The organism is Geomonas sp. RF6 (assembly GCF_021044625.1).
Lineage (GTDB): Bacteria > Desulfobacterota > Desulfuromonadia > Geobacterales > Geobacteraceae > RF6.
In genome coordinates this window covers 1,556,804-1,578,423 of sequence record NZ_CP087999.1, presented here as the reverse complement: position 1 = coordinate 1,578,423, position 21,620 = coordinate 1,556,804, and the positions used below count along the sequence as shown (strand labels likewise).

Genomic DNA, 21,620 nt, shown 5'->3' with positions numbered 1-21,620 from the left:
CCCCCCAATCTCAAGAAGATCATCCCCCGGAAAGGGAGGGCAAAGGAGCCTCCATCGGACCGACTGTGGGGAAAATGTAAAAGGGTTCTTGGCGGTGCCAGGAGCCCTTTTCTAATTGGCGGAATGAGAACAGATGCGGATAACCAGTCACGTCAGCCGAGGCACCCGCCGCCGACGGTATTGTTCCCCTCGTTGGACTCGCTCACCTGCTTTTCGGAGTCGACGGTAATCCTGAAGGAGCAGTCGGGGCTGAAGCAACTGGGCGGCACCGGGAACAGGAGATCCACCGACGCTCCCGCCGGAATGGGGGGCGTGTCGAGAGTGACGGGGTGATCGCGGAAGACGACGGTTGTCTTTGACGCGCCGGCGTTCCCTGTTCCCACGTTCTTGACCGTCACCCGCAGAAATTTTCCGTCCTGCTCTATCCTGCAAAACGCGAATGGGCCGTTGCCGGTTGGGCTGAAGGGGACGAGATCCGGTGCCAGGACCGCGGATGTCGGCTTGAATCCCAGGATCGTCACCTTGTGGGAGAAGGCGTGTCCAGGGCTGCCGTCCTTGTCTCTCAGGATGGAGGATACCTTGTAGTGCAGGGTCCCCGTGGGGGTGCCGGGACTCTTGTCATAGTGGAATTCATCCAGCCACGTTCCGACCTCTGTGACATGCTCGTCGTCACACCCATAGTACAAGTTCCAGCCGGTGAGCATCGGGAGGGCGTACTCGAAAGGGACGTTATCGACGACCACATCTTCCGTTTTCTGCCCTGACGCTTCACCGAGACAGGCCCCGAATACCCCCATGTCCTCATGTGGCAGGATCGAGAAAGGCGGCTGGATCAAGCCGACATCCTTGCCTCCCAGCCCGGAGGCGATGTGACCGAACCCGTACCCCCTTCTCCCGTCGTTGTCCTTGATGATGGCGTAGGTGTCCCAACTGACAAAGCCGGAATCGACCTGGTTGACGGTGTTTCCAGGAGGCGGCTGGGGAACCGGCACCGGAGTCAGCTCAAGGAGAAAGCCCTTCTTGTACTTCTTCCCGTTCTCTGCAAATGTTTCCGCATGATCTAGATTCAATGCCATCTGAAGCAAATGGTGGTCGGTGTCGCACTCTGAGCTCCACTTGAAGCCGAAGCCTCGCGGGAGTACGGCAACTGTCTTGCCGGAGGCGAAGTCCGGATTGAAGAGGAAACTGGGAAACGAGGAAAGAGCGGTCGTGGTGTCTTTGTTGTCGGTTATAAAGAAGTTCGCTTCGGCGGGGCTCCGGTTATCACAATTCCCATCCTTGTGATCAACTGCAAGATCCAGTTTCGCAGGATTCCACCCCAGGACTGTATAGAAGTAACACCACCTGTAGCCATCATCGAAGTTCTTATCGGCAAGCACGCCGGCCGCCTGCCATTTCAGGGTCCTCTCCTCCATGCGGATATTGCTGATCATGGTGCCAAGCCCCCCGACATGGTGGTCGCTGCTCTGATAGTTCATGTGCCAGCCGTTGAGGAAAACGGTAGCCTTCGTGGCATAACGTGGCATCTCGAGGCTCTCTTCCAGTTTCAAGTAATCCTCGGTTCCACGGTTGTCCGATTCTGCACAACTGAACCCGTGATAGGCGATGATGGTATCTGGATCTTCAAGGACGGAGGTCCGACTGGAGGAAGTCGCCACGCTGGCCGCAGCGCCACCGATGAGATCGCACATCTGGGTATAAGTGACGCATGGGGTACAGGAGATCAGCAGGGTTGAGACCGAAATGGCTATAGAGCAGACCAGTGAATTTTTAAGGCTTGTCCTGTGCACATGTTCCCTCCCATGCTCCCACACTCACTGCAGGAGACCGTTCAGTCACGTGTTCTAACAGGCGCCGTTCTGGCACTGGAAAAAGAGCCGCCCGCGTGGGGGCCGGCTGGAGGCAGGGAAAATCCAGAAGAAGTGTAATAAACCGCACCGTGATTACAACTGTGAGGGGGTGCTGTTTCTGCGTTGTCCTTCAATGCTGAAACTTTCGGGGGTGGGCGGGAGCGGTTGCTACAGAGAGGTCTCCTGCGTGAACCGGACGAGGACGGCGGAAAAGAAAAGGGCTCTTGGCGGTGTAAAGAGCCCGTATGCTTATATGGTTGGAAAAAGACGATAAGGCGCTACTCGAAAAGATGCCGCTGCAGTTGAATCTGTGAATTGTGGAGCCTTGACCCGTCCGACGCTTTCTTTCCCCCCTCCGCCTTTCTGGTGATCGGTCGGCGACATCAGTTTCTCCCGCATGCCAACTACCTAGGCAGATGCGAGGAACCAACAGCAAAAAGCCGGTCCCCTTTACTTGCGAGTTTAGGCGTCCGCCGCTCTCTTGCGGATTAAGAGAGCCTCCCGCTCGGAGATCCCTAACGAGAGGAGGAAGGCTTGGTGCGCCTCAGGCGCGCGCTGCTCGAACTCCGCATGCAACTGGCACATTGCCGCTTCGTCCATGCCTGCCGCTTTCAATAGGTCGACGAACATCTCCTTGTCGACGGCAGCGGGAGCCTCGCCGGCGCCATGCAGGCGCAGCATCCCGGCGAGGAGGCGCTGTTGGGCTTGTAAAGCGAGAATCTCCTTTCCCACCGCTTTCAGTCGCTGTTGCAGGACAGTCACCTCGTTGGAGGTCGCCGCCATGATTGACTTGATCTCTTCGATCGACAAGCCGGTTTGGCGGCAGGAGCAGATCGACTCCAGCCGCTCACGGTCCGCGGCCGAGTAGAGACGGTACCCCGCCTTGCTGCGCGCCGTGGGGGAGAGGAGGCCGATCCGGTCGTAGTATAGAAGTGTGCTGCGGGAAAGCCCGAACTGTTGGGCGAAATCCGTAATGAAGTACATGATGGCTCCGATCGGGCCCCCGGCCGCCAGACCGGGGGCCGCTGCTGGTCACTTCGAGTTGTCGCGGATCTCTCCGATTCTCTCAGGAGAAAGACCCAGCCATTCCAGGAAACTCTGGTGCCCTTCGGGGTTTTCACGCTCGAACGAGGTGTGCCATTTTTCCATCGCCGCGTCGTCCAGCCCTATGGCCCGGAAACGCGCCACCCACTCTTCGACTGTTACATGTGACTTCATTGCGCTCGCCTCCTTTTGTGGTGATGGAAGGACCTTAAAGTGTGAAGCGATAGACGGGTCAACTAATTTATGCATGCATCAATACTTTTAAATTATCCAGCATTTCTGTGTGCCGTTCGGCCGCTTCAAAACTTCGGAGAATCAAGGGGGGCGAATCAGGGGGCGGGCTTTGAAATCGTGCGTGGTTCACTGACGAACTCAGGCGCCGCCTATCCTTGTGCCACTCTGACGACAGCCTTCGTAGCGCGGTCGTAGGTACGGGGCTGAGAGCGAGGAGGTGCGGTAAGGAGATGCAACTGAGCGGAGGAGGACCGGAGCGGATAAAGAAAAAGGGCCCTTGGCAGTGCCAAGAGCCCTTCTCTATTATGGTCGGAATGAGAGGATTCGAACCTCCGGCCCCCTGCTCCCGAAGCAGGTGCGCTACCAGGCTGCGCTACATTCCGAGGTGCGTCCGGGAAGTCTTATCTTTAGCTTTTTCGCCCTTTTCTGTCAAGTGAAAAATGGCGGGAGAAAAATTTGCTTCTTGCGATACCCTCACATTGGTGCCCACGCTGCTGACGCGGCCGCGTTCTGGCAAGTACTCAACTTCGGCAGCATCCCCATCCTTCTTTTGCCGAGGTGTTCTATGAGCTCCCTTTATTCATCCAGCGTTTTCCTGGCTTCCCTACTCATTGGCACTCTCTTGCCTGTACCGGTCTCTGCGAACGACTCGGAAGCTCCGCAGCTCTTTATCGCGGCTTTCAACGCTTATCAGAAGAAAGAGTATGGCTCGAGCGTTGAACAGATGGAGACGCTACTGAAGAAGTATCCGAAGTCGCAGGTGCGGGACATGGCCCTCTTCTGGCTCGCAAAGGGGCAGTTCAGGAAAGGTAACCGACTGGAGGGGGCAAAGCTCATGGCGCAGTTTCTTAGGGATTTCCCTGAAAGCCCGTTGAAATTTGCGGTCGATGAGGAGCTTCGCGAACTTGTCGTTCTCTATATAAAGGGGGAGCCGCTTCCCCCTTCACCCTCGGGTAAAAAAGAAACGGCCGGCCCCCCTGCTCCGGTGGGTGCTGCTGCGGCTGCGTCGGACAAGAGGTAGGTCGCCTCTTCAGATAACGGGTAACTCTTCTGGCGGTTGAGCCGCCATCGCAGGCAAGATGCCTGCGCACGAGCACGAGGCTCCGGCGTCAGTGCATATCTCTGGACCACCGCAAGCCGATCCGCGCGTATCCTACCGGCGGCCGGAACCACCTTCCGGACCGATATTTTCGGACGGAGCGGCCGGGGAGGGGGAGTGCGGGGGTACCGGCGATCCCGGCGCCGGGGGCGCTCCCGACTCTGCGGGGGGGGCGGCCGGCGCCGGCAACGGGACAATCAGCGTCTGCCCGATCTCCAGCTCGGAGAGGTTCGATATGCCGTTCAGGCGCAGGATTTCCGGGAGAAGCCTCAGTAGTTCTTCCTCCGGCAGGTGCAGGTGCTTTGCCAGAAGCCGCGTCCTGAAGTCGCTCTCCTGCACGGTGTACTTGGCGTAGCCGTCCTCGTAGATGATCGGCTTCGGCGCCTTCTTCGGCTTCGGCGGCTTCGGCTTTTTGGGGCGGGCCGTCTTCGGTTTCGCTGCGGAATCCTTCCTGTCCAACTCGTTCACGTCGATGTCGAATGTGGATGCCGCGAGCGACTGAGGGGGGAAATAGAGCGATGCGAGAATGACCAGGAACCCTGCTTTTCTTGATGCAAACATAAAACCTCAAACACCTTCTTTTCCTCTTCCGGTCGCTGGCAAATCACCGGAAGTAGAGGACCAATGCCCTTATCTTCAGATCGGGGACCTTGCGATAGACGGTCAGCCCCGCTCCCTCCGCCTGCAGTTTTTCCACCTGGTAGTTACCCTTCTGCTCTTTTGATAGTAGCTTGTGTGGCCCCGCGGCGGCAAACTCCTTCTTCGCCCAGTTGAACAACTCCCCAGGCACCGTCTCGTCTCTTGCCGCCATGATCTGCACGGCTTTGATGAGGGTGCCTTCCCGGAAGATCTTGTACTCGAGGCGCGAGGTGAGATACCGCTCCCAGCCGGGGTGCGTCTTCCCGTACTCGGTATCCTGTTCGGCATCGACCACAAAGGGGGGGAGGTCGGCAAGTCCCTTTCCGCTTGCACTCGGCTTCGGCCGGGGTTCGGGAACGACTGCTTCATCCCCTTTGGACGGAGCCTCACCTTGCGGAGCGGCTGGCTGTGCGGGCGCAGCCGGAGCGGGAGCCGGCGGCATCGGGACCTTCTGGACCGGACGGGGGGGGAGGGGAATCGTCTCTCTCGTTTCGGGGCGAAGCAGATACCCGGTGACGGCTGCGGCACCGATGACGACGATGGAAATGAGCAGGAACGTCCGGCGCCTGAGCTTGCGCGGAGACAGGTAGCTCTTCGAGGCGAAGTCGCGCAGCGACCGCGCTGGTGCCATCACGACGCAACGCCGCTTCCGGCGCGCCTTCTGCGGGGGCTCGGCAGGATGCTGGCGCTCCGCCTCGGCACGTGATACCGGCTGCGGCTCATACACCTGTTGGGCCCTCAACGTCTTCTCGAAAGCGCTCTCGGAGGTCGGCGCTGCGGTCGGCTCAGTCCCTTCCTCTGCCGGGGGGACCGGTGCCAGGGGAGATGGCTCCGGAGTCGGCGGCGTCCCTTCTGCCGGTGCCGCCAAAGTGTCGTCATTTTCGTCCTGCTCCGGGGGCGCGACAGCTTCCTGCGCCTTCTGCGCGATTTCAGCCGAGGAAAGCACCTCGCGCACCGCGTATCTGAGCGACTCGTCGCTGCTGCCGAGATTGATGGCGAGCGCCTGGAGGGTCTGCGCTTTCTTCAGCTCTTCCTCGTCTCCGGACAGGAGCACGATCTTTGACCGGTGGGAGAGGAGACTGCGGATGTGCCGCACCACGATCTCTCCGGAAAGGGCGGAGACGCGGCTCTGGACAAAGGCAAAATCGGGGGGATTTTGGGAAAGGAGTCGCTCGGCGTCCGTGATGCTGGAGGCGACCTGCAGTTGCAGCATGCCCTGAGCCTCCAGGGACCGGAAGAGCTCCAGCAGTCGTGCCTGGCTCGCTAAGAGCAGTACTGTCAATCCTATCTCCTCGATATTCATTAAGTTCCTTCATTCTAGGTGAGGGGCCGGGAATAATCAACAGCGATTTGCGGCACCTGCACCATTTCTGGGGCAGGAAGTTAATTAAGGGAGCCGGTAGAGCGGCGATTTCATGCTAAAGCAGCCCTCCGGGAAAAAGGTCCTCCTCGGGAAATTTTTTTGCTGCGGAACATCCTGGCATCATTGGAAAAACCGGGTAATTAGTTGAATTAGAGAGGTTTTTGTTGACAATTTTTCGGCAGGTACGGTAGAAATAGAGCACCTGAAGCAAGATGCCATTTCGATAGACGACAATACTAAACCATTCGCGAGAATGGGACGGAAAGCCTAAGGGTCTCCCTGAGACAGCCGGGTCGCCGAAATATCAACGGATATTACGGCCCCGGTTTTTTTGTGTCTGAGGCCGGTACACCTTCCCCGCTATGAGAAAAGCGTGGAAATTACTGACTGTGGCTGCTGACAAACACTGGGTGAGACGACACTAAAATTATCATTATTTAATATAAGCGCAAGTTCCCGCTGCCGTAAGCCTCAGTCTTCCATCGGGCAGCAAAAGATAGACGATAATACTAAACCATTCGCGAGAATGGGGCGGAAAGCCTACAGGGTCTCTCAGAGACAGCCGGGTTGCCGAAATGTCACCACGAGTTTTGGCGGTCCGGCTTTTTTTTGTCCTCAGCACGCATTCCGTCACAAGTGTCAAAAAAGCTGATGCGGGAAAGAGCTGCAGCAGCAAAAGGAGAATCAATACATGTGCTTAGCGGTGCCAATGCAGGTGGTCAGCCTGAACGAGAAGGGGATCGTGGCGGAGATAGACGGCGTTCAGCGCGAGGCAAGCCTCATGATGCTCGACGCTCCAGTCACGCGCGGCGACTTCGTGCTGGTGCACGCCGGCTTCGCCATCGCGAAGATCGGCGAGGAAGAGGCGAAAGAAACGCTGGAGCTGATGAGAGAGGTCATGTCTCTCGCCAGCGAGTAGCGGCGCCCCCCCCGCCAGGATGTACGGCAGATACAATCCCGCCCCCCGCAGCAGCGCGAGCGGGCGACTTTATAGCTTCACCGGCGTCACCAAGGAAAGAAGAGTAAAAAACCTCAACCTGCTTCACAAACACAGACCAACAGGAGGAGAAGTATGAAAATTTCCAGACGAGACTTTATGAAGTACTGCACGGCCTCGGCGGCTGCGCTCGGACTCCACTCCGCGCTCGGGCCGCTGTCACAGGCGCTTGCCGCAACGAGCGGGCCTCCCGTCATCTGGTTGAAGGCCGCCGGCTGCAGCGGGTGCACCGTGTCCCTCTCCAACAGGATCTCCAGCAGCGCGCCGGTCGACGTGGCGGATCTGCTGATCAACACCATCGACCTCGTGTACCACCCCACCCTGATGGGCGCGGCGGGTGAGCTCGCGGTGCAGCAGCTGCGAAACGCGGAGGCGGGGAGCTTCATCCTGGTGGTCGAGGGGGGGATCCCGACCCTCTACAACGGGAAGACCTGCGTGGTGTGGACCCAGAACGGTGTGGAGACCACTGCCCTTGCCGCGGTGAAGGAGCTCGGCGCGAAGGCGAAGAAGGTCGTCTGCGTGGGGACGTGCGCAAGCTACGGCGGCGTCTGCGGAGCCGCTCCGAACCCTACCCTTATCAATGGGGTAAAGGCTGCCACAGGGCTTTCCACGGTCAACATCCCGGGGTGCCCCTCGCATCCGGACTGGATAGTGCAGACCCTCGCGCAGCTTCTGGCGGGCACCACCATCACCCTCGACACCAACGGCAGGCCCACCAGCATCTACGGATCCACCGTGCACTCCAAGTGCCCCCGCAGGGACAAGGCATGGGCAACCTCGCTCAGCCAGACCGGTCTGTGCATGGGGAACCTCGGCTGCAAGGGGAGAAATACCCGCTCCGACTGCCCGACCCGCAAATGGAACAATGGCGTCAACTGGTGCGTGAACTCGGATTCCCTGTGCCAGGGTTGCACCGAGCCCGGTTTCCCCGACAAGTTCGCCCCGCTCTTCAGCACCATGGGGGCGATTCCGACGGGGCACAAGATTGTCGACCCGCCGAGGACGACCTGCACCACCTGCCACGGCAAGAAAGGGTAGAGGCTGAAGCTAAACCCCCCACCGGCTCAGCGCGTGGCGAATCTGTCGCCACGGTGCCCGCGAGGGAACGGGGAAGGATTTCTCTTAAACGTACATCACCTCTGAATAGGAGAGTTTATGGCAACAGTGACAATAGTAGATCCGGTTAGCCGCATCGAAGGACATATGAAGGTGAAGGTCACCATCGACACGGTAAACGGCAGGCAGCAGGTGACCGACGCGCAATGTACCGGCACGCAGTTTCGCGGGTTCGAGACCATGCTCAAGGGTCGCGCCCCGAAGGATGCCTCCTACCTCACCCAGCGCATCTGCGGGGTCTGCCCCGTCTCCCACGGCATGGCGGCAAATCTCGCGCTGGAGCAGGCGGCGGTGGTGACCGCGCCCACAAACGGAAGGCTCATGCGCAACCTGGTGCTCGCCTCCAACTTTCTGCAATCGCACATCTTGCACTTCTACCTGCTGACCGCGCTCGACTACGTGAACGGTCCGGACAGCGCGCCGTGGACCCCGGTGTGGAACGTCGACCTCATGCGCGACTCGCGGCTGCAGCAGATCAGCAACAACTTCACCACCGCTGTCACCATGCGCAGGAAGGCGCACGAGATGGGGGCGATCTTCGGCGGGAGGCTGCCGTCACCCCCGTCCTTCCAGGCCGGCGGGATCACCACCAAGCCGACCTCCACCAACATCGGGCTCTTCCGCAACTACCTGAACGAGATGCTGCAGTTCATCCAGTACACCTACCTCCCGGACGTCGATCTCCTGGCGAGCGTGTACAGCGACTACAAGCAGATCGGCAAGGGGCACGGAAACCTCATGGCCTACGGCGTCTTCGACACGGTGGACAGCGGCAGCACCAAGTTCCTGAAGCGCGGCCTCGTGTACAACAGCGCGCCCGGGACGGTGCAGGCGCTCTCCACCGCCAACATCAAGGAGATGGTTACCTACTCCTGGTATGACAATGCCACCAACAACCTCAATCCTGCGGCCGGCAACACGGTTACCGTCGATCCCGCCACGAAGGCTGCGGCCTACTCCTGGATGAAGGCGCCCCGCTACAGCAACGCGCCGTTCGAGATGGGGCCGCTGGCCCGCATGTGGGTAAACGGCGACTACCGCAGCGGCGTCTCCGTCATGGACCGCCACCAGGCACGCGCCCGGGAAGCGCTGAAGGTCGCGACCGCGATGCAGGACTGGCTGGCCCAGATTGCCGTCGGCGGCGCTGTCATCAACAACCTCACCGTCCCGGTCAGCAAGACCGGGGTGGGGCTCACCGAAGCGCCGCGCGGCGGACTCGGCCACTGGCTCAACATCTCCTCCACCGGCAAGATTGCGAACTACCAGATCATCACCCCGACCTGCTGGAACGCCTCGCCGAAGGATACGAACGGCGTGCGCGGCCCCCTGGAGCAGGCACTTATCGGCACGCCGGTCACCAACGCCACCCAGCCGGTCGAGGTGCTGCGTGTCATTCACTCCTTTGACCCCTGCCTCTCCTGCGCGGTGCATGTCATCCGCCCGGAAGGGACTCCCGTGGTCGTCGCCCAGGCGCGGTCGAGGGCGTAGATGAAGACGGTTGTCCTTGGCATAGGAAACCTCCTCCTGGCAGACGAGGGCGTGGGGGTGCATGCCGCCCGCGCCCTCGCGCAGGAGGAACTTCGTGGCGAAACCGAGATCCTCGACGTCGGGTGCGCCTTTCTCGATGCGCTACCCGCGCTCGAGGATGCCGACCGCATCATCATCGTCGATGCGATGGAGGCGGGGGAGGCGCCGGGGACAGTGTACCGGATCCCCTTTGCGGAGTGCAGGTCGCGCCAGATGGGGGGATCGCTGCACAACTTCGATCTCGCCCGGGCCCTCTTCCTCTGCGGCCGCACTTCGGTGCCTGAAGTCGTGGTGTACGGAGTAGAGCCCGCCGCAATCGAGTGGGGGCTCGATCTCTCTCCTCAGGTGCAGGAGACCTTCGGGCCGCTTCTGGAGGCGATACGCAGCGAGATAGCGGGGGAGGCAGTGCAGGGCTTCGCTTGACGCGGAAGACGCAACAGGCTACAAGGAGAAGCGGGTTCCACTCTGTGCCGCCCCGGCGGCGTCTTCAGCACCTCTTCTCCAAAAGGATCTTCCCATGCACGAAATGTCCATAACCCAGGGAATCGTGGAAATTTGTCAGCAGAACGCGGGGGGGCGCAAGGTCACGGAGGTGACGCTCGAAGTGGGAGCTCTTTCCGGAGTCATCCCCGACGCGGTTGAATTCTGCTTTGCCGCGTGCACCTCCGGCACCCTTCTCGAAGGTGCGCGGCTGGTAATCGAGGAGATTCCGGGGAGGGGGCACTGCGGGTCGTGCAACGCCACCTTCGGGATCAGGAACTATTACGACCCCTGTCCCTCGTGCGGCAGCTTCGGAGTGAGCATCGTCTCCGGCGAGGAACTGCGGGTAAAAGAGCTGGAAGTAGAATAACTACAAAGGACGTTACGGAGGTTATACATGTTTGGTTTCGGTTTGCCCGAGCTTGTCATCATCCTGGCAATCATTCTCGTCGTCTTCGGGGCGGGGAAACTGCCCGAGATCGGCGGGGCGTTTGGCAAGAGCATCAGGAATTTCAAGAAGGCTTCGGAAGGGCGTGAGGACATAGACATCACCCCCAAGTCGTAGTTTCGGCACTGTCGGCACTGAAGGCTGTGAAAAAGGAATATATATGTTTGGAATAGGAACGCCCGAATTAATGATCATCCTCGTCATCGCGCTCGTGGTGATGGGGCCGCAAAAGCTTCCGGAGATCGCGAGCTCGCTCGGCAAGGGGATAGCTCAGTTCAAGCGCGCCTCCAACGATTTCAGGAACAGCATCGAGCAGGAGGCAAGGGTCGCAGAGGAAAAGGAGAGACTTGCCAAAGAGGAACAGCTCGCCGCGCAGCAGGCGGCGGAGCAGGGGAAGGCGCAGGCAGATGGCAGCGCCGCAGGTGCAGGGGCCGCCTCGGCCTAATGCCCCCGCGCAGGCAAAATGTGCAGCAACAAGAAAAGCCAGGGGCGTGCCTCCTGGCTTTTCTTGTTGGCTCATCCGAGAATTCCGGGGAAGCCGTAGTATGTTCCAATGAAGGGCCGCACGAGGCCTCGCGTCCCCCCCTTTGCGAAGGGGGGACAGGGGGGATTTGACTTGGCCAGGACCCTCCTGCAAGTGCGCGACTGCTGTGATCCCAAGCGATTTTTTTGATTTCCACTTTGCAAAAATCTGTTGGGGCGTATGTCGTTGATCTTTAGACTGCCGCAGCACTGCGGTTGGACGATTCAGATGTGCTGTTAAGCGGGCTCCAGGAGACCTCAAGATCAAATCCCCCCTGCCCCCCCTTCGCAAAGGGGGGAACGCCACGTCTTCTGCAGTGCTTCGTGGAAAGATGTACCCATGCTCCCTGAAATTCACAGATGACCTTTTTTCTCTATCCGCAGATTACGCAGATTTCGCAGATCAGAAAGATGACTAAGTCGCGGTGCCGGAGATATGTGTGTCAATGCGGCGTGATGTGCGGTCGGGCAGGCAAAGACTCCTGCCTGCTTTTTTAATATGCGGAATCTGCGTAATCTGCGGATGAGCTTCTGAGCCTTTGTCTACAGCGCCTGGTTCATCCACTTCAGCGCGTCTCTCACCGACTGCTGATCGAACTTCATGCGGAACCTGAGGTACGGGCCTGCTGCGGTGTAATCGGCTGCGGAGAAATCCTTGTCGGTGAACCCTGCAAAGTTGTACCCGACGCTCACCCAGACATTCTCCACCATGCTGTACCCTACCGACAGGCCGGTGCTGTACTGGGCGATGTTGCTGCTCCAGGCATGCAGGATGCTCCCTTTGACGCCGATATCCCATTTGCTGGTCAGGTCGTAGCGCCCTTCGGCGCCGGTGAGATCGGTGTAGCCGGAGTACGAGTCGCCATCGATCTTCTCCAGCGCGTACTTCGCGCCGTACTGGAGGGAGAGCTGGAATTTCTCTGCCGCCTTGTAGTTGGCGTTCAGGTTGTTCACGATGCGGCGACTGCGGATGTCGACCCCGTTGCTGCCGCCGGTCTGCTCGTCGACGATAAGGTCGAGCCGGTCCAGGAGGATCCAGGCGGAGGCGAAGGGACGGTATGCAGCGCCGAGCCTGAGGTCGGCATTGATCTTCTTCTCTCCGGCCGAGTTGCGCGAGTTGTAATACTGCAGGCGGGACGACCCCCCCAACCCGGGGGCGAGCTCCCCTATGAGAGAGGTCTGGATCCCCCACTTGTCCTCGGAGTCCCCGAAGCGTGCCTCCACCCGGGTGGTGGAATTCCACAGCTTCTCCTGGTAGTTGCTCCCCAGTGAGATCGCGGTGAAATCTTCCGTCGTCCCGTTGGCGGGAGGGGTATTGACGTTGACGGAGTAGGACTCCCTGCTCTTCACGGTCTGGCTGCGGTCGAGCCCTGCGTCAACGCTCCAGTTGTCCGAAACCTTCCACTGCTGCTTCAGCCCGAAGAGTGCCGCCAGCCGCTCCCCGTTCTCGTCCATCACCCGCTGCATCCCGGTATTGACGGTGCCGCCGTCCCACGGGGTCGACTTGAGGCCGATGCGGGTGCTGTTGGTGTCGGTGTCCGATCCGTGGGTGAATTCCTGCTGTGCGGAGAGCACCGTCTTCTGCGTGAGCTTGTAGTCGGCTCCGACTGCGGTGCGGGTGGGGAAGCTCGTGTTGCCGTTTCCGCCGATCGACTGGTCGTGGTCTACGTGCAGGCTTAGCTTGTCGTTCAGTACCAGCCAGTTGACGCCGCTGGTCAGCTGCTGCGAGGTCTTGTTCGTGCCGTCGCTCAGGAGGTCGTTCGCATAGCGCAGGCCGAGGGAGGCGCCGTACGTCTTGGCGTTGTACTGACCTTTCGTCTCCACCACGTCGCTTACGCTCCCCGTGCCGAGGTTGTACTGGCGGAAGGCCTCCCCGGAGAGGTTCAGCCGCTCCTTCAGCTTGTAGGTGGCGTCCATGCCGAACTTGCGCGTCCCCGACTCGCTCGCGCTTTGCTGCCCGAGGCCGAAGCCGTTCCCCATCTGGCGGATGTACCCTCTGGCGCTGAGATCGGCGGAACGCTGCTCTATCTCGGCGAGGAAGGCGTTGCCGTCCCTGTTTATTCCCGAGAAGTCGGTGGAGCTGTGGGCCACCTCGCCGCGAGCCCTCAGTTCCCTGGTGACCTGCCACTGGGCATCGATGCCGTAGAGGTCGCTGTTGGCGGAGAGCTGCCCCTCGTGGAGATAGGAGAATCCGGCCTTCACGGCATCGTCGTACAGCTTCGCCCCGACGCGCCCGCCGATGGTGAGGGAATCCTTCCCGTCATTTTCCACTTCGTAGTCGACGACGATGACGACAGGGTTGAAGTGCTGGTCGCGGCTGGAAATCGGGCTTTTAAAGAAGATCGTTCCGGCATCGTAGTCGATGGTGTAGTCGCTGAAACGGGCGAGGCTCGTCGTGCTCACCACGATCTCGCTGCGGTAGCGGTCTCGTACCTCTATGGAAACCTTCTCCGAGTTGAGGGCGATGTTCTTTCGGGAGAGGTGGTACAGCCCGGAGGTCCCATCACCCTGGAGCTCGTCCTTCACGAAGATCTGCCCGGTCTGGCTGCCGAACACGTTCAGCTCGAAGTTGCGCCCCTGGTACTCCGCCTTGATCCCGTTGAGGGTACGGCTGTAGCGGGAAAGCTCGGTGACGGTCAGGTTGGTGTCGTAGTCGCCAAAGAGGGCGTAGAACCTGTCCCGCTCGATCTTCAGGTAGAGCTTCTTCGTGCTCGATGCCTCGTTCTGCTGCTGCGAGGCGTCGCCGTAGAGGGTGTAGTAGCTGTTCGGGTCGATCTTCTGGAAGAGACCGTTTCCAACCGCAGGTTTACCCTTGGAGGTATCGTACGCCATGGTGAGAAGCCAGTTCCCCTTGATGCTCCCCTTGGCGAAGAAGGCGATCTTGCCGTCCTGGTAGAAGCGCTCGTCGGTCTCGGAGGCCTGCAACCCTTCCATGTGCCCGGTCACGGTGTTGTACCCTGCGGTCCCCTCGGCAAGACCGACCAGCACCCAGTCGCGCTGCTGCGGGGTGAGCCACACCCGGTACTGCTCGTCACGCTCGTTGAGCGGAAGGGTAATGGTCGCCTCGCCGGAGCGGGTGGTCGGTTGCAGGCGAATCAGGGCGACCCCTTCCTTGCCGACCTGGTACTGCACGCCGTCCTTCTCGAGCGGGTCGTTCGCCATGTTGTCGGCGAGCTTCCTGAACGCCTCGTACGGCGCGGTGACGGAGAACTTGCCGGTAACACCCTGGCGGGCGGGGGAGTCGTCCTTGTCCAGGAGCCTCAGCGCGATCACCGGCGCTGTCTTGCCGTCGGCCACGAGCTGGGAGAGCTCCGGCACGATTTCGGCCTTGACCGGCGCGGTGGAAACGTGCAGTACCCGCTCGAGCTGCGTCTTCTCGCCGTTTGCACCCTCGATGGTGGCGACTACCTTGTTGTCGCCGTAGGTAAGGGGCACGCCGCGCCAATAGGAGAGGGCCTTCGTGCCGTTCGGCGCCTTGATGACCTTTTCGAGGAGGACGGGGTGCACCGGGTCACCGTTAACCGTGACGCTCACCTTGTCGGCAGGGGCGTGCTTGATGGCGAGGTGGGTACTGGTGATGGGAGGGAAATACACCTCCGGCGGCCAGGCCCATTCTCTCCCCGGCTCGCTGTTTTCCAGCCATGCCTGGTCGAATACAGGTACCTCGTCATCCTGCGCCGCCTTCTCCACACCTTCCTTCGATGGAGTTCCTGCGGCGGCAGGGGCGCTTTCCCCTTCCGTAGCTGCCTCGCCATCCTCTTTTGCCTCGGCCGTGTCATCGGCAGAGGTGGCAGATTCCTCCACTGTGGATGCGGCAGGGAGAAGTGCGGTAGAGGTCGGTGCGCCTATCGCTTCTTGCTGCGCAGCCGCACCCTGGGTCACGGCCGGTGCCGGTGAGGCCACGGGCGCTTCAACCGGCGCTACCATCGGCGGTGCCGCCGGTGCTGCCACGGAGGGGACTGCCTCTACCGACGGCGCGACGGCAGGCGCGTCGGACGCAGTGCCGGAAAGCTCCTGTACCGCCTGTGCCATGGCCATTAGTTGCGGTCTGACCTGGGCTACCGGTTTCCTCTCCTTTTTGGGGGAGACCCCGGTAGCTCCAGCTGCGACGACGTTCGGTGCGGCGGCGATTAAGGTGCGCAGGGGGCCGCTCTCTCCTTTGACGGAAACAGCACGCGTGATCGCGGTGCGGCGCTCGGCGAGGACCCTTATTTCCACTCTCCTGTTTTCGCTGCGACCCTCCGGGCTGTGGTTTGTAGCAACCGGCTCCGCTTCACCCATTCCGGCGAGGTTAAGCTGCGCGGGGGGGAGTTTCAGTTTCTCCATCAGGTAGCGCCCGACGCTCTTGGCGCGCGCCAGGGAGAGCTCCCTGTTGTTGCGGTACACGCTCTTGCTGCGCTGCGCGATGCACATGCTGTCGGCATGCCCCGTGACACTGATCTCCCCGACGGTGACGGTGGAAAGGATTCCCGCCAGTTCGTCCAGCGCCGCCTTGTCCCCTGCTTCGAGTTCGGCGCCAAAGACAGGGAAGTGCGGGTGCAGGACTATCGCGGGCAGCGCGACCCGCTCCTCGGCGCGATCCCACTGCAGCACATTGCTGGCAACAGGTGTGGTGAGACCCTTTGCACCGACCGTATCGAAGCCGAGAACCGCAGTCGTCAGCTGCGACCCCTCAGGGACATCGCGCTTCAGTACCCCCTCGAAGCGCACCGTCTTTTCCCAGCTTTCAGACGTAGCGGGAAGAGGGAAGGTGAGTTCGGCTCCTTTCATCTCCGGATCGCGGGCACCTTTTCCCGACACGCGGGCGGTTCCCGGCAGGTACGTTACCCCTGAGGGGAGGGTGACCTTTAGGGAAAGGTTGTCGAGGGATACTGGGCCCCCCCACATTTTCACCACGTATCGGACAGTGTCTCCGTCAACGACACTCTTCAACTCCAGTCCTGCCTCCGCAGGCTGGGAAGGCGCAGCAGCAGGGGGGGCAGCAGCCTCAGGTGCACTATCTTCGTCACCGTTTTCCGTGGACGCCACTTCATCTGCAGGTGCTGCAGGAACTGCCGTAGCAATGACGGCAGGTGCAATCGCCGCGGCGGGAGCAGCGATTGGTGTCGCCGCAGGAGCAGCCGCCGGAGCAGCCACCGGAGCAGCCACCGGAGCAGCCACCGGAGCAGCCACCGGAGCAGCCACCGGAGCAGCCACCGGAGAAGCCACCGGAGAAGCCACCGGAGCAGCCACCGGAGAAGCCACCGGAGCAGCCACCGGAGCAGTCGCCGGAGCGGTTGCCGGAGCGGTTGCCGGAGCGGTTGCCGGAGCGGTTGCCGGAGCGGTTGCCGGAGCGGTTGCCGGAGCGGTGGCCGGAGCGGTGGCCGGAGCGGTGGCCGGAGCGGTGGCGGGATTAGCAACGGGTGCAGCAGCCGTCGGTGCCACCGGAGCAGGGTTCGTCGTGTTCGGAGCCACTGTCTTGGCTTGGGCCGGAGCAGGGGAGTTCTGCGCCCTTTTTGCCTTCGGGTTCTCCACGTGGAAGTCGACCCGCCACAGCGTTCCTCCCTGGATTTCCACAAACTGCGAGTATGCCCTTCCAGCGAAGCGGCTGTTCTGCTCGCACGGTACGGCGCGGTACCCGTCGGGGAGCGAGTCGAGGTCGAGCTGCGCCACATGCGTACCGGGACGCACCCCTTCGAAGTGATACATCCCCCTTTTGTCCGTCACCACGAATGTGCCGTCCTCGAGGTACACGCGCACGCCGGGGACTCCCGCACCCGGGGTGCCGCATGCGCCATCGGTGACGGTCCCGGCGAGGAAGGAGCGGGAGCCGAAGAGATCCTCGACGATCTTCAGCGAAGCCGTGGCCATGTTCGAAGTCACCCCGGTCCCCGCTGCTGAGGCAGTGTTGGTGACCATGCCGAGGCGTGCACCGGGGACGACCTCGGTGACATAGCTGATGGTGAGACTTTCGGCGCCGGAGAGGTCGCGGACCGGGAAGGTGAAGGAGGATCCGTCTGCAGAGAGGGACGGATCGGGCACCGGCGCGCCGTCCATGCGCAACGATCCTTTCCGGTAGCGCATTCCGTACGGGAGCTGATCGGTGACGATGACCCCTTTTGCGGTCTCGCCGGCACTGGCGTTGGTTATGTTGATGGAAAACGGCACGAAATCGCCAACCGCCGCAGTCGTCTTCGTGGAGGTCTTCTCCAGCCACAGTCCCTGCCCGACCGGGTCGAGGGGGATGTCGATAAGGATGATCGGCCCCGGGTTTACCGCAAAGATCCCGCCGCGGGAAGCGCCGGAGAGGGTATAGGGAGCGCCGGAGAGTCTCTGCAGCGCGCTGTCAGAGACCACGGAGGGCGCTATGTAGCCGGGGGGCGGGGTGACCTTCAGTCGGTAGGTACCCGCGGTAACGAGGGGGAATCGGTAGGTGCCCGGGGCGAAGTCGTACACCCTGCCACTCACGTCGGTCGCGGTGCTTCCGGTGGTGATGCTCGCCGGGAAGGCGCTCACGCCATCGTCCCCTATGACCGTTGCGTCCTCTCCACTTTCGGTGACGAGCGTGATGGTGGCGCCGTCGACGGGCTTTCCGGTGAGACTGTCGAAGACCCTTCCGGTCGGATCGACGAGGGCGGACGCGGTTACCGAGGTGGTGTTTCCGGTGCCTCCTTCCTCCTGGTACTCTGCGGTGACCTGCGTGGAGTCGGCGACGGTGAGTACGCCGTCGTAGCTCTTCTGGGCTCCCGCCACGCTCTGGGCGGTCTTCAGGTAGCCGGCGAAGATGCCGCTGTCAGGTGCTGTCTCGGTGAGGGTGAGGATCTCGCGGTCTGCGGTCGAGGAGACGATTTCGATCTGGACCGTCTCCGTCGTTTCCGGGTGCCGGTTCTCGGCAACATCGGTCACCACCACGTAGATCGGCTGAGAGGCGTGGAAAAAGCTGTCCTGGCGCAGCGCCAGCGGTACAGACGGGTCGTTCGGCGGAGAACTGACGCTGCTCGATCCGCTGCTGCTTCCGCTGTTGAAATAGGTAACCGGTACTACGGTGGTGATATCTGCGGCGTCGCTCCCTGCAGTCCGGTAGAGGCGGAGCGTGGGGGTGGTCTGCTGCAGGTTCGCCACGAACTGGTTCACGTTGGAGGCGCTGGTGTAATGGTTGGCGCCGAAGCTGTAGCTTGCGGTGGCCTGGTTCACGATCGGGGTGTTTGGCGGGGTCTCCCCCTTCGCGCCTACCGGGAGAATAGCCAGCAATACCGCGGCAACGACGCAGAAAAGGCGCAGGAACAGGTCGCTCCCCGCATTGCGGGTAAAGCGGTGCCTGTCGTCCCTCCGGTGGGAGGGATGTGTCACCCTGTATCTCAGTGCGCCCTTTTGCGTCAAAACTCTTCCTGTATCTGCCGGGCCCGTTTTCCGGGCCCGGCGATTGTTATTCCTAGTTGATCGTTACGTTGAAGGTGAGGGTGACGCTCTCACCCGCCTTCAGTTCTCCAGCGCTGTAGGTCGTGTCCTGAGCGGGGAGGAGCGTGGCGAAGTTCGCCGTGATGCTCTGGCCGGATACGCCTACGCCGGTCCCCGCGCTGTAGTAGCTGGGGGTCGGGGTGGCGGTCCTGCCGGTCGCGGTGTGGGTCACCTTGAAGCTCTTCCCGACTGCGGAGGTCGGGGCAAGAGTCGACGATGCCGAAGCAGCTACGAAGTTCGGGTCGAGTAAGGTGTTGTCGTTCAGGGTGTCCTGAATGGTGGTGAGGTTCGCCGAGGCGAGTGCCGCGATGTCGTTGGTGATGGTGATGGCGTACTGCACGTAGGCGCCCGGGATGCTGCGCGGGGTGCTGTTGTAGTTGATCGGGTCCCAGATGACGCTGGAGGACTTGGAGATCGACAGAACCGGGGCGATGATGCGGAATGCGCCGGTGCCTACCTCGCTGTTTGCAAAGGTATCCGCTACGTCCGCGAAAACGGTGTAAATGGCGTTTCCGGCCACGGTGCCGTTGGTGTCGGTGGTGCTACCCCCGGCGATCGTCCCCCCTTTCCCTGCAGCGTGACCGTAGAGGGCGTTGGCGGTAATGGAGAGCCCGGCGACATTCCCGTTCGTCTGCGGCGTGGGGAAGGTGCCGACGACGAAGACGGTGACGGTCTTGTCCGGCGTGACCTCGTCGAGGAAGTGGGTGGTGGTGATTTCCGTGTCGCCGGCATCGAACGCGCCGACTGCGCCGGTGGTGGGGTTGTCGAGGTAGAGCTTCACGTCGGTGGCGTCGATGCTGTCGTTGATGCCGAAAATCTGCTGGCCGCCGAGCTGCGCTACGGTGAGGTCGAAGTCCTGGGTGTCGTTCCCCTGATTGCTGACAGTGAACTTCAGCGCCTGCGCCTGTGCCCCGGGATAGACGTTCACAAAGTTGCCGGTCGGTGCGACGTAGTTGACCACGAAGTTGACCTTACGGTCGACGTTGAAATTCGCCACGGCGGCAGTCGACGGCTGGGTGAGCCCGCCCACCTTGTAGTCCAGTGTTGCGGTGTTGGTTACCACGGTACCGGCAACGGTACCCGCTGCCTGCGACTGCTGTGCCGCTGCCAGCGGCAGCGCCGCTGCAACCAGCAGAAGTGCAATTTTCTTCATTCTTTTCATCAGCTTTTCTCCTTGTGAAAATGGTGCATTACAGACGAGTGCGGCGGAGCCCCGCTACGGTGCCCCGCCTTCTCATTACTTCAGCCTTGCCCTGAACCCCACATCCCCTTCCTTTCCGGGGGGGATGGGGTTCTTGAAGGTCCACCTGATGTGGGTGTACTCTTCCGCCCGCGCGGTCCTTTTCTTCCCCTTCTCGGTCTTCACCAGCTTTCCCGGGGTGTCGAAGGTCTTTCCCTTGTCGATGGAGAAGGTGATCTCCGCTCCCTCCCCGAAGGCGCTGCCGTCGAGGTAGACCATGTGCTTCGGCACCGGGTTGGAGATGACCGCGTTCTCGGCGGGGATCTTTCCGCTGTTCTGGTAGTGGTTGGTGAAGAGGACCACGTCACCCGGCACGACGTTTTGCGCCGGAACGAGCTTCACTTCCTTCTTCCCGTCCTTCACCACGGTCACTTCCTTCTGAGTCCGCGACACGAGGTTGATCTGGTTTTCTGCGAAGCTGACGCTGCCGATTGCCAGCAGCAGGACAGCGACTCCCGTGCTTACTAAAGCTCGGAGTTTCATAACTGGCTCCTTCTTTTTGCTTTCTGCTAATTGATGGTGACCTGGAAGGTTACCGTTTTGTCCGCGGCGCCCGCCGGTACGTCGCCGAGGCTGACAGTCACCGTATTGGGGGTCGTTATACCCATGTCGCCCGCATCATCACCTGCTGCGTCGGAAAGGCTGAGGCTGCCGAGCTTGATGCTTCCGGTCTTGTAGGTGGTGTTCGTCGGAACCGGGTCGACGATTTTGAGGCCGGTGGCGGTGCCGGTGCCGGTTACCTTCGTCACGATGCTGTAGGTGACGATGGCGCCCGGGACCGGAGAGGTGCCGCCGTACGGGTCGGTGATGCTGGAGGTTTTGGTGATGCTCACCACCACGGAGGAGATGATGTAGGTACCCTGGCCGGAGGCGTAGCCGTTGGCGACTCCCAGGACGACGTCGGTGCCGAGGGTGGTGTTGCCGTTCGGGAAAACCTTGCCGATCGGGCCGTTGTTGTAGGCCTCCGACTGGGCCTGCAGCTGAACAATGCCGGTATTGCCGTTGATCTGGCTTGCCGGGATATTGCTCAGTACGAAGACGGTGATCGACTTCCCTGCCGCGATCGGAAGGGCGGCGCCGGGGGAGTACGGGAGGTCGCCGGTGTTGTAGAAGCCGTCGCCGGTGGTGTCGAGGAAGATGGAAGAGGTGGTGGGATCGAAGCTGTCACCCGCGATGTTGTGATTGAGGGTGAGGATGAAATTGTCGGTGGCGTTGCCGTCGTTGCTCACCTTGAAGGTGATCGCCTTCGAGGTGTCGTTCGGCGCGACCGGGACCTGACCGCTCTGGTTGGTGACGGAGAGGTTGACGATCTGCGCGACCTTGAAGGAGGTCGAGGAGGTCACGCTGTACGGGGTGCTCCCCACGGTGTAGTTCGCAGAAGCGGTGTTGCTGATGGTGACGCCGGCGTCGGTTGCTGCCATTGCGCTTGCAGCGGTAAGGGCGAGCCCCAGTGCTGCGGCAACTACGATTTTCACTTTCTTCATTTGCCTGCTCCTTTCTGAAATAAATTGCATTAAATGGCCTGCTCTACTGCTGGTTCTCTCCTCCTGGTGCCGCGTCCTGCCGGCGTGAGGAGTCTCTTTCAACTTCGCTCCTCACCTCCTTCATCTCTTCTCTCTGTCTC

General features: G+C 61.2%; 16 protein-coding genes, 1 tRNA gene, 1 pseudogene and 2 riboswitches. Of the genes and pseudogenes, 8 read left to right on the top strand and 10 right to left on the bottom strand.

Features of this window, described 5'->3' with window-relative positions; translation table 11 throughout:
* Positions 1-152: 152 nt before the first annotated feature.
* The 4 genes from LPW11_RS06785 to LPW11_RS06770 all read right to left on the bottom strand — a co-directional run bounded on the left by LPW11_RS06785 (position 153) and on the right by LPW11_RS06770 (position 3,511).
* Positions 153-1,790, bottom strand: a complete 1,638-nt coding sequence (locus LPW11_RS06785) for a CARDB domain-containing protein (RefSeq protein ID WP_230997373.1) — start codon at positions 1,788-1,790, stop codon at positions 153-155.
* Between the two features lie 522 nt (positions 1,791-2,312).
* Entirely contained in the window at positions 2,313-2,834 is a 522-nt protein-coding gene (locus LPW11_RS06780; RefSeq protein ID WP_230997372.1) for a MerR family transcriptional regulator, read from the bottom strand.
* 48 nt (positions 2,835-2,882) lie between these two features.
* Entirely contained in the window at positions 2,883-3,068 is a 186-nt protein-coding gene (locus LPW11_RS06775; protein ID WP_230997371.1) for a hypothetical protein, read from the bottom strand.
* 366 nt (positions 3,069-3,434) lie between these two features.
* A tRNA-Pro gene (locus LPW11_RS06770) sits at positions 3,435-3,511 on the bottom strand.
* An 80-nt stretch (positions 3,512-3,591) separates the two neighbouring features.
* Here LPW11_RS06770 and LPW11_RS06765 point away from each other — a divergent pair.
* Positions 3,592-4,149: a tetratricopeptide repeat protein gene (locus LPW11_RS06765; protein WP_230997370.1), complete on the top strand. Its 558-nt coding sequence runs from the start codon at positions 3,592-3,594 to the stop codon at positions 4,147-4,149.
* A gap of 132 nt (positions 4,150-4,281) precedes the next feature.
* Here the strand turns inward: LPW11_RS06765 and LPW11_RS06760 are convergent, their stop codons facing one another.
* Both LPW11_RS06760 and LPW11_RS06755 read right to left on the bottom strand, forming a co-directional pair.
* Positions 4,282-4,788, bottom strand: coding sequence for a LysM peptidoglycan-binding domain-containing protein (locus tag LPW11_RS06760; RefSeq protein ID WP_230997369.1), 507 nt, complete (start codon positions 4,786-4,788; stop codon positions 4,282-4,284).
* Between the two features lie 43 nt (positions 4,789-4,831).
* Positions 4,832-6,148 carry a hypothetical protein gene (locus LPW11_RS06755; protein ID WP_230997368.1) on the bottom strand — a complete coding sequence of 439 codons (1,317 nt, stop codon included), beginning with the start codon at positions 6,146-6,148 and terminating at the stop codon, positions 4,832-4,834.
* 306 nt (positions 6,149-6,454) lie between these two features.
* A riboswitch (cyclic di-GMP riboswitch) is annotated at positions 6,455-6,530 on the top strand.
* A gap of 197 nt (positions 6,531-6,727) precedes the next feature.
* A riboswitch (cyclic di-GMP riboswitch) is annotated at positions 6,728-6,804 on the top strand.
* A 116-nt stretch (positions 6,805-6,920) separates the two neighbouring features.
* Between LPW11_RS06755 and LPW11_RS06750 the strand changes: the two genes are divergently transcribed.
* From LPW11_RS06750 to LPW11_RS06720, 7 genes and pseudogenes are all read left to right on the top strand, one after another.
* Positions 6,921-7,148: a HypC/HybG/HupF family hydrogenase formation chaperone gene (locus LPW11_RS06750; RefSeq protein ID WP_230997367.1), complete on the top strand. Its 228-nt coding sequence runs from the start codon at positions 6,921-6,923 to the stop codon at positions 7,146-7,148.
* A gap of 147 nt (positions 7,149-7,295) precedes the next feature.
* Positions 7,296-8,264: pseudogene (locus LPW11_RS06745) on the top strand (hydrogenase small subunit); the annotation flags it as partial.
* Positions 8,265-8,381: 117 nt separating this feature from the next.
* Positions 8,382-9,830, top strand: coding sequence for a nickel-dependent hydrogenase large subunit (locus LPW11_RS06740; RefSeq protein WP_230997365.1), 1,449 nt, complete (start codon positions 8,382-8,384; stop codon positions 9,828-9,830).
* Positions 9,831-10,292, top strand: coding sequence for a hydrogenase maturation protease (locus LPW11_RS06735; protein ID WP_230997364.1), 462 nt, complete (start codon positions 9,831-9,833; stop codon positions 10,290-10,292).
* A 94-nt stretch (positions 10,293-10,386) separates the two neighbouring features.
* On the top strand, positions 10,387-10,719 hold the full coding sequence (hypA, locus tag LPW11_RS06730; protein ID WP_230997363.1) for a hydrogenase maturation nickel metallochaperone HypA: 333 nt from the start codon (positions 10,387-10,389) through the stop codon (positions 10,717-10,719).
* A gap of 27 nt (positions 10,720-10,746) precedes the next feature.
* Entirely contained in the window at positions 10,747-10,914 is a 168-nt protein-coding gene (locus LPW11_RS06725) for a twin-arginine translocase TatA/TatE family subunit (protein WP_230997362.1), read from the top strand.
* 70 nt (positions 10,915-10,984) lie between these two features.
* Entirely contained in the window at positions 10,985-11,242 is a 258-nt protein-coding gene (locus LPW11_RS06720) for a twin-arginine translocase TatA/TatE family subunit (RefSeq protein WP_442899806.1), read from the top strand.
* Positions 11,243-11,862: 620 nt separating this feature from the next.
* On the opposite strand, the gene LPW11_RS06715 is transcribed toward LPW11_RS06720, so the two are convergent.
* The 4 genes from LPW11_RS06715 to LPW11_RS06700 form a co-directional block, all read right to left on the bottom strand.
* Complete coding sequence (locus tag LPW11_RS06715) at positions 11,863-18,678, bottom strand: OmpA family protein (protein ID WP_230997360.1); 6,816 nt, start codon at positions 18,676-18,678, stop codon at positions 11,863-11,865.
* A gap of 52 nt (positions 18,679-18,730) precedes the next feature.
* Entirely contained in the window at positions 18,731-19,918 is a 1,188-nt protein-coding gene (locus LPW11_RS06710) for a hypothetical protein (protein ID WP_230997359.1), read from the bottom strand.
* 75 nt (positions 19,919-19,993) lie between these two features.
* The gene (locus tag LPW11_RS06705) at positions 19,994-20,479 is read right to left on the bottom strand and encodes a hypothetical protein (RefSeq protein ID WP_230997358.1); all 486 of its coding nucleotides are present in this window, start codon (positions 20,477-20,479) and stop codon (positions 19,994-19,996) included.
* Between the two features lie 26 nt (positions 20,480-20,505).
* Positions 20,506-21,480 carry a hypothetical protein gene (locus LPW11_RS06700; protein ID WP_230997357.1) on the bottom strand — a complete coding sequence of 325 codons (975 nt, stop codon included), beginning with the start codon at positions 21,478-21,480 and terminating at the stop codon, positions 20,506-20,508.
* Positions 21,481-21,620 lie beyond the last annotated feature (140 nt).

What these genes read in the sequence shown, in the direction of transcription:
- LPW11_RS06720 (WP_442899806.1), top strand. Translation starts at nt 10,985, where the DNA reads ATGATCATCCTCGTCATCGCGCTCGTGGTGATGGGGCCGCAAAAGCTT.
- LPW11_RS06705 (WP_230997358.1), bottom strand. Translation starts at nt 20,479, where the DNA reads ATGAAACTCCGAGCTTTAGTAAGCACGGGAGTCGCTGTCCTGCTGCTG.
- LPW11_RS06710 (WP_230997359.1), bottom strand. Translation starts at nt 19,918, where the DNA reads ATGAAAAGAATGAAGAAAATTGCACTTCTGCTGGTTGCAGCGGCGCTG.
- LPW11_RS06700 (WP_230997357.1), bottom strand. Translation starts at nt 21,480, where the DNA reads ATGAAGAAAGTGAAAATCGTAGTTGCCGCAGCACTGGGGCTCGCCCTT.
- LPW11_RS06735 (WP_230997364.1), top strand. Translation starts at nt 9,831, where the DNA reads ATGAAGACGGTTGTCCTTGGCATAGGAAACCTCCTCCTGGCAGACGAG.
- LPW11_RS06750 (WP_230997367.1), top strand. Translation starts at nt 6,921, where the DNA reads ATGTGCTTAGCGGTGCCAATGCAGGTGGTCAGCCTGAACGAGAAGGGG.
- LPW11_RS06760 (WP_230997369.1), bottom strand. Translation starts at nt 4,788, where the DNA reads ATGTTTGCATCAAGAAAAGCAGGGTTCCTGGTCATTCTCGCATCGCTC.
- LPW11_RS06775 (WP_230997371.1), bottom strand. Translation starts at nt 3,068, where the DNA reads ATGAAGTCACATGTAACAGTCGAAGAGTGGGTGGCGCGTTTCCGGGCC.
- hypA (WP_230997363.1), top strand. Translation starts at nt 10,387, where the DNA reads ATGCACGAAATGTCCATAACCCAGGGAATCGTGGAAATTTGTCAGCAG.
- LPW11_RS06780 (WP_230997372.1), bottom strand. Translation starts at nt 2,834, where the DNA reads ATGTACTTCATTACGGATTTCGCCCAACAGTTCGGGCTTTCCCGCAGC.
- LPW11_RS06740 (WP_230997365.1), top strand. Translation starts at nt 8,382, where the DNA reads ATGGCAACAGTGACAATAGTAGATCCGGTTAGCCGCATCGAAGGACAT.
- LPW11_RS06725 (WP_230997362.1), top strand. Translation starts at nt 10,747, where the DNA reads ATGTTTGGTTTCGGTTTGCCCGAGCTTGTCATCATCCTGGCAATCATT.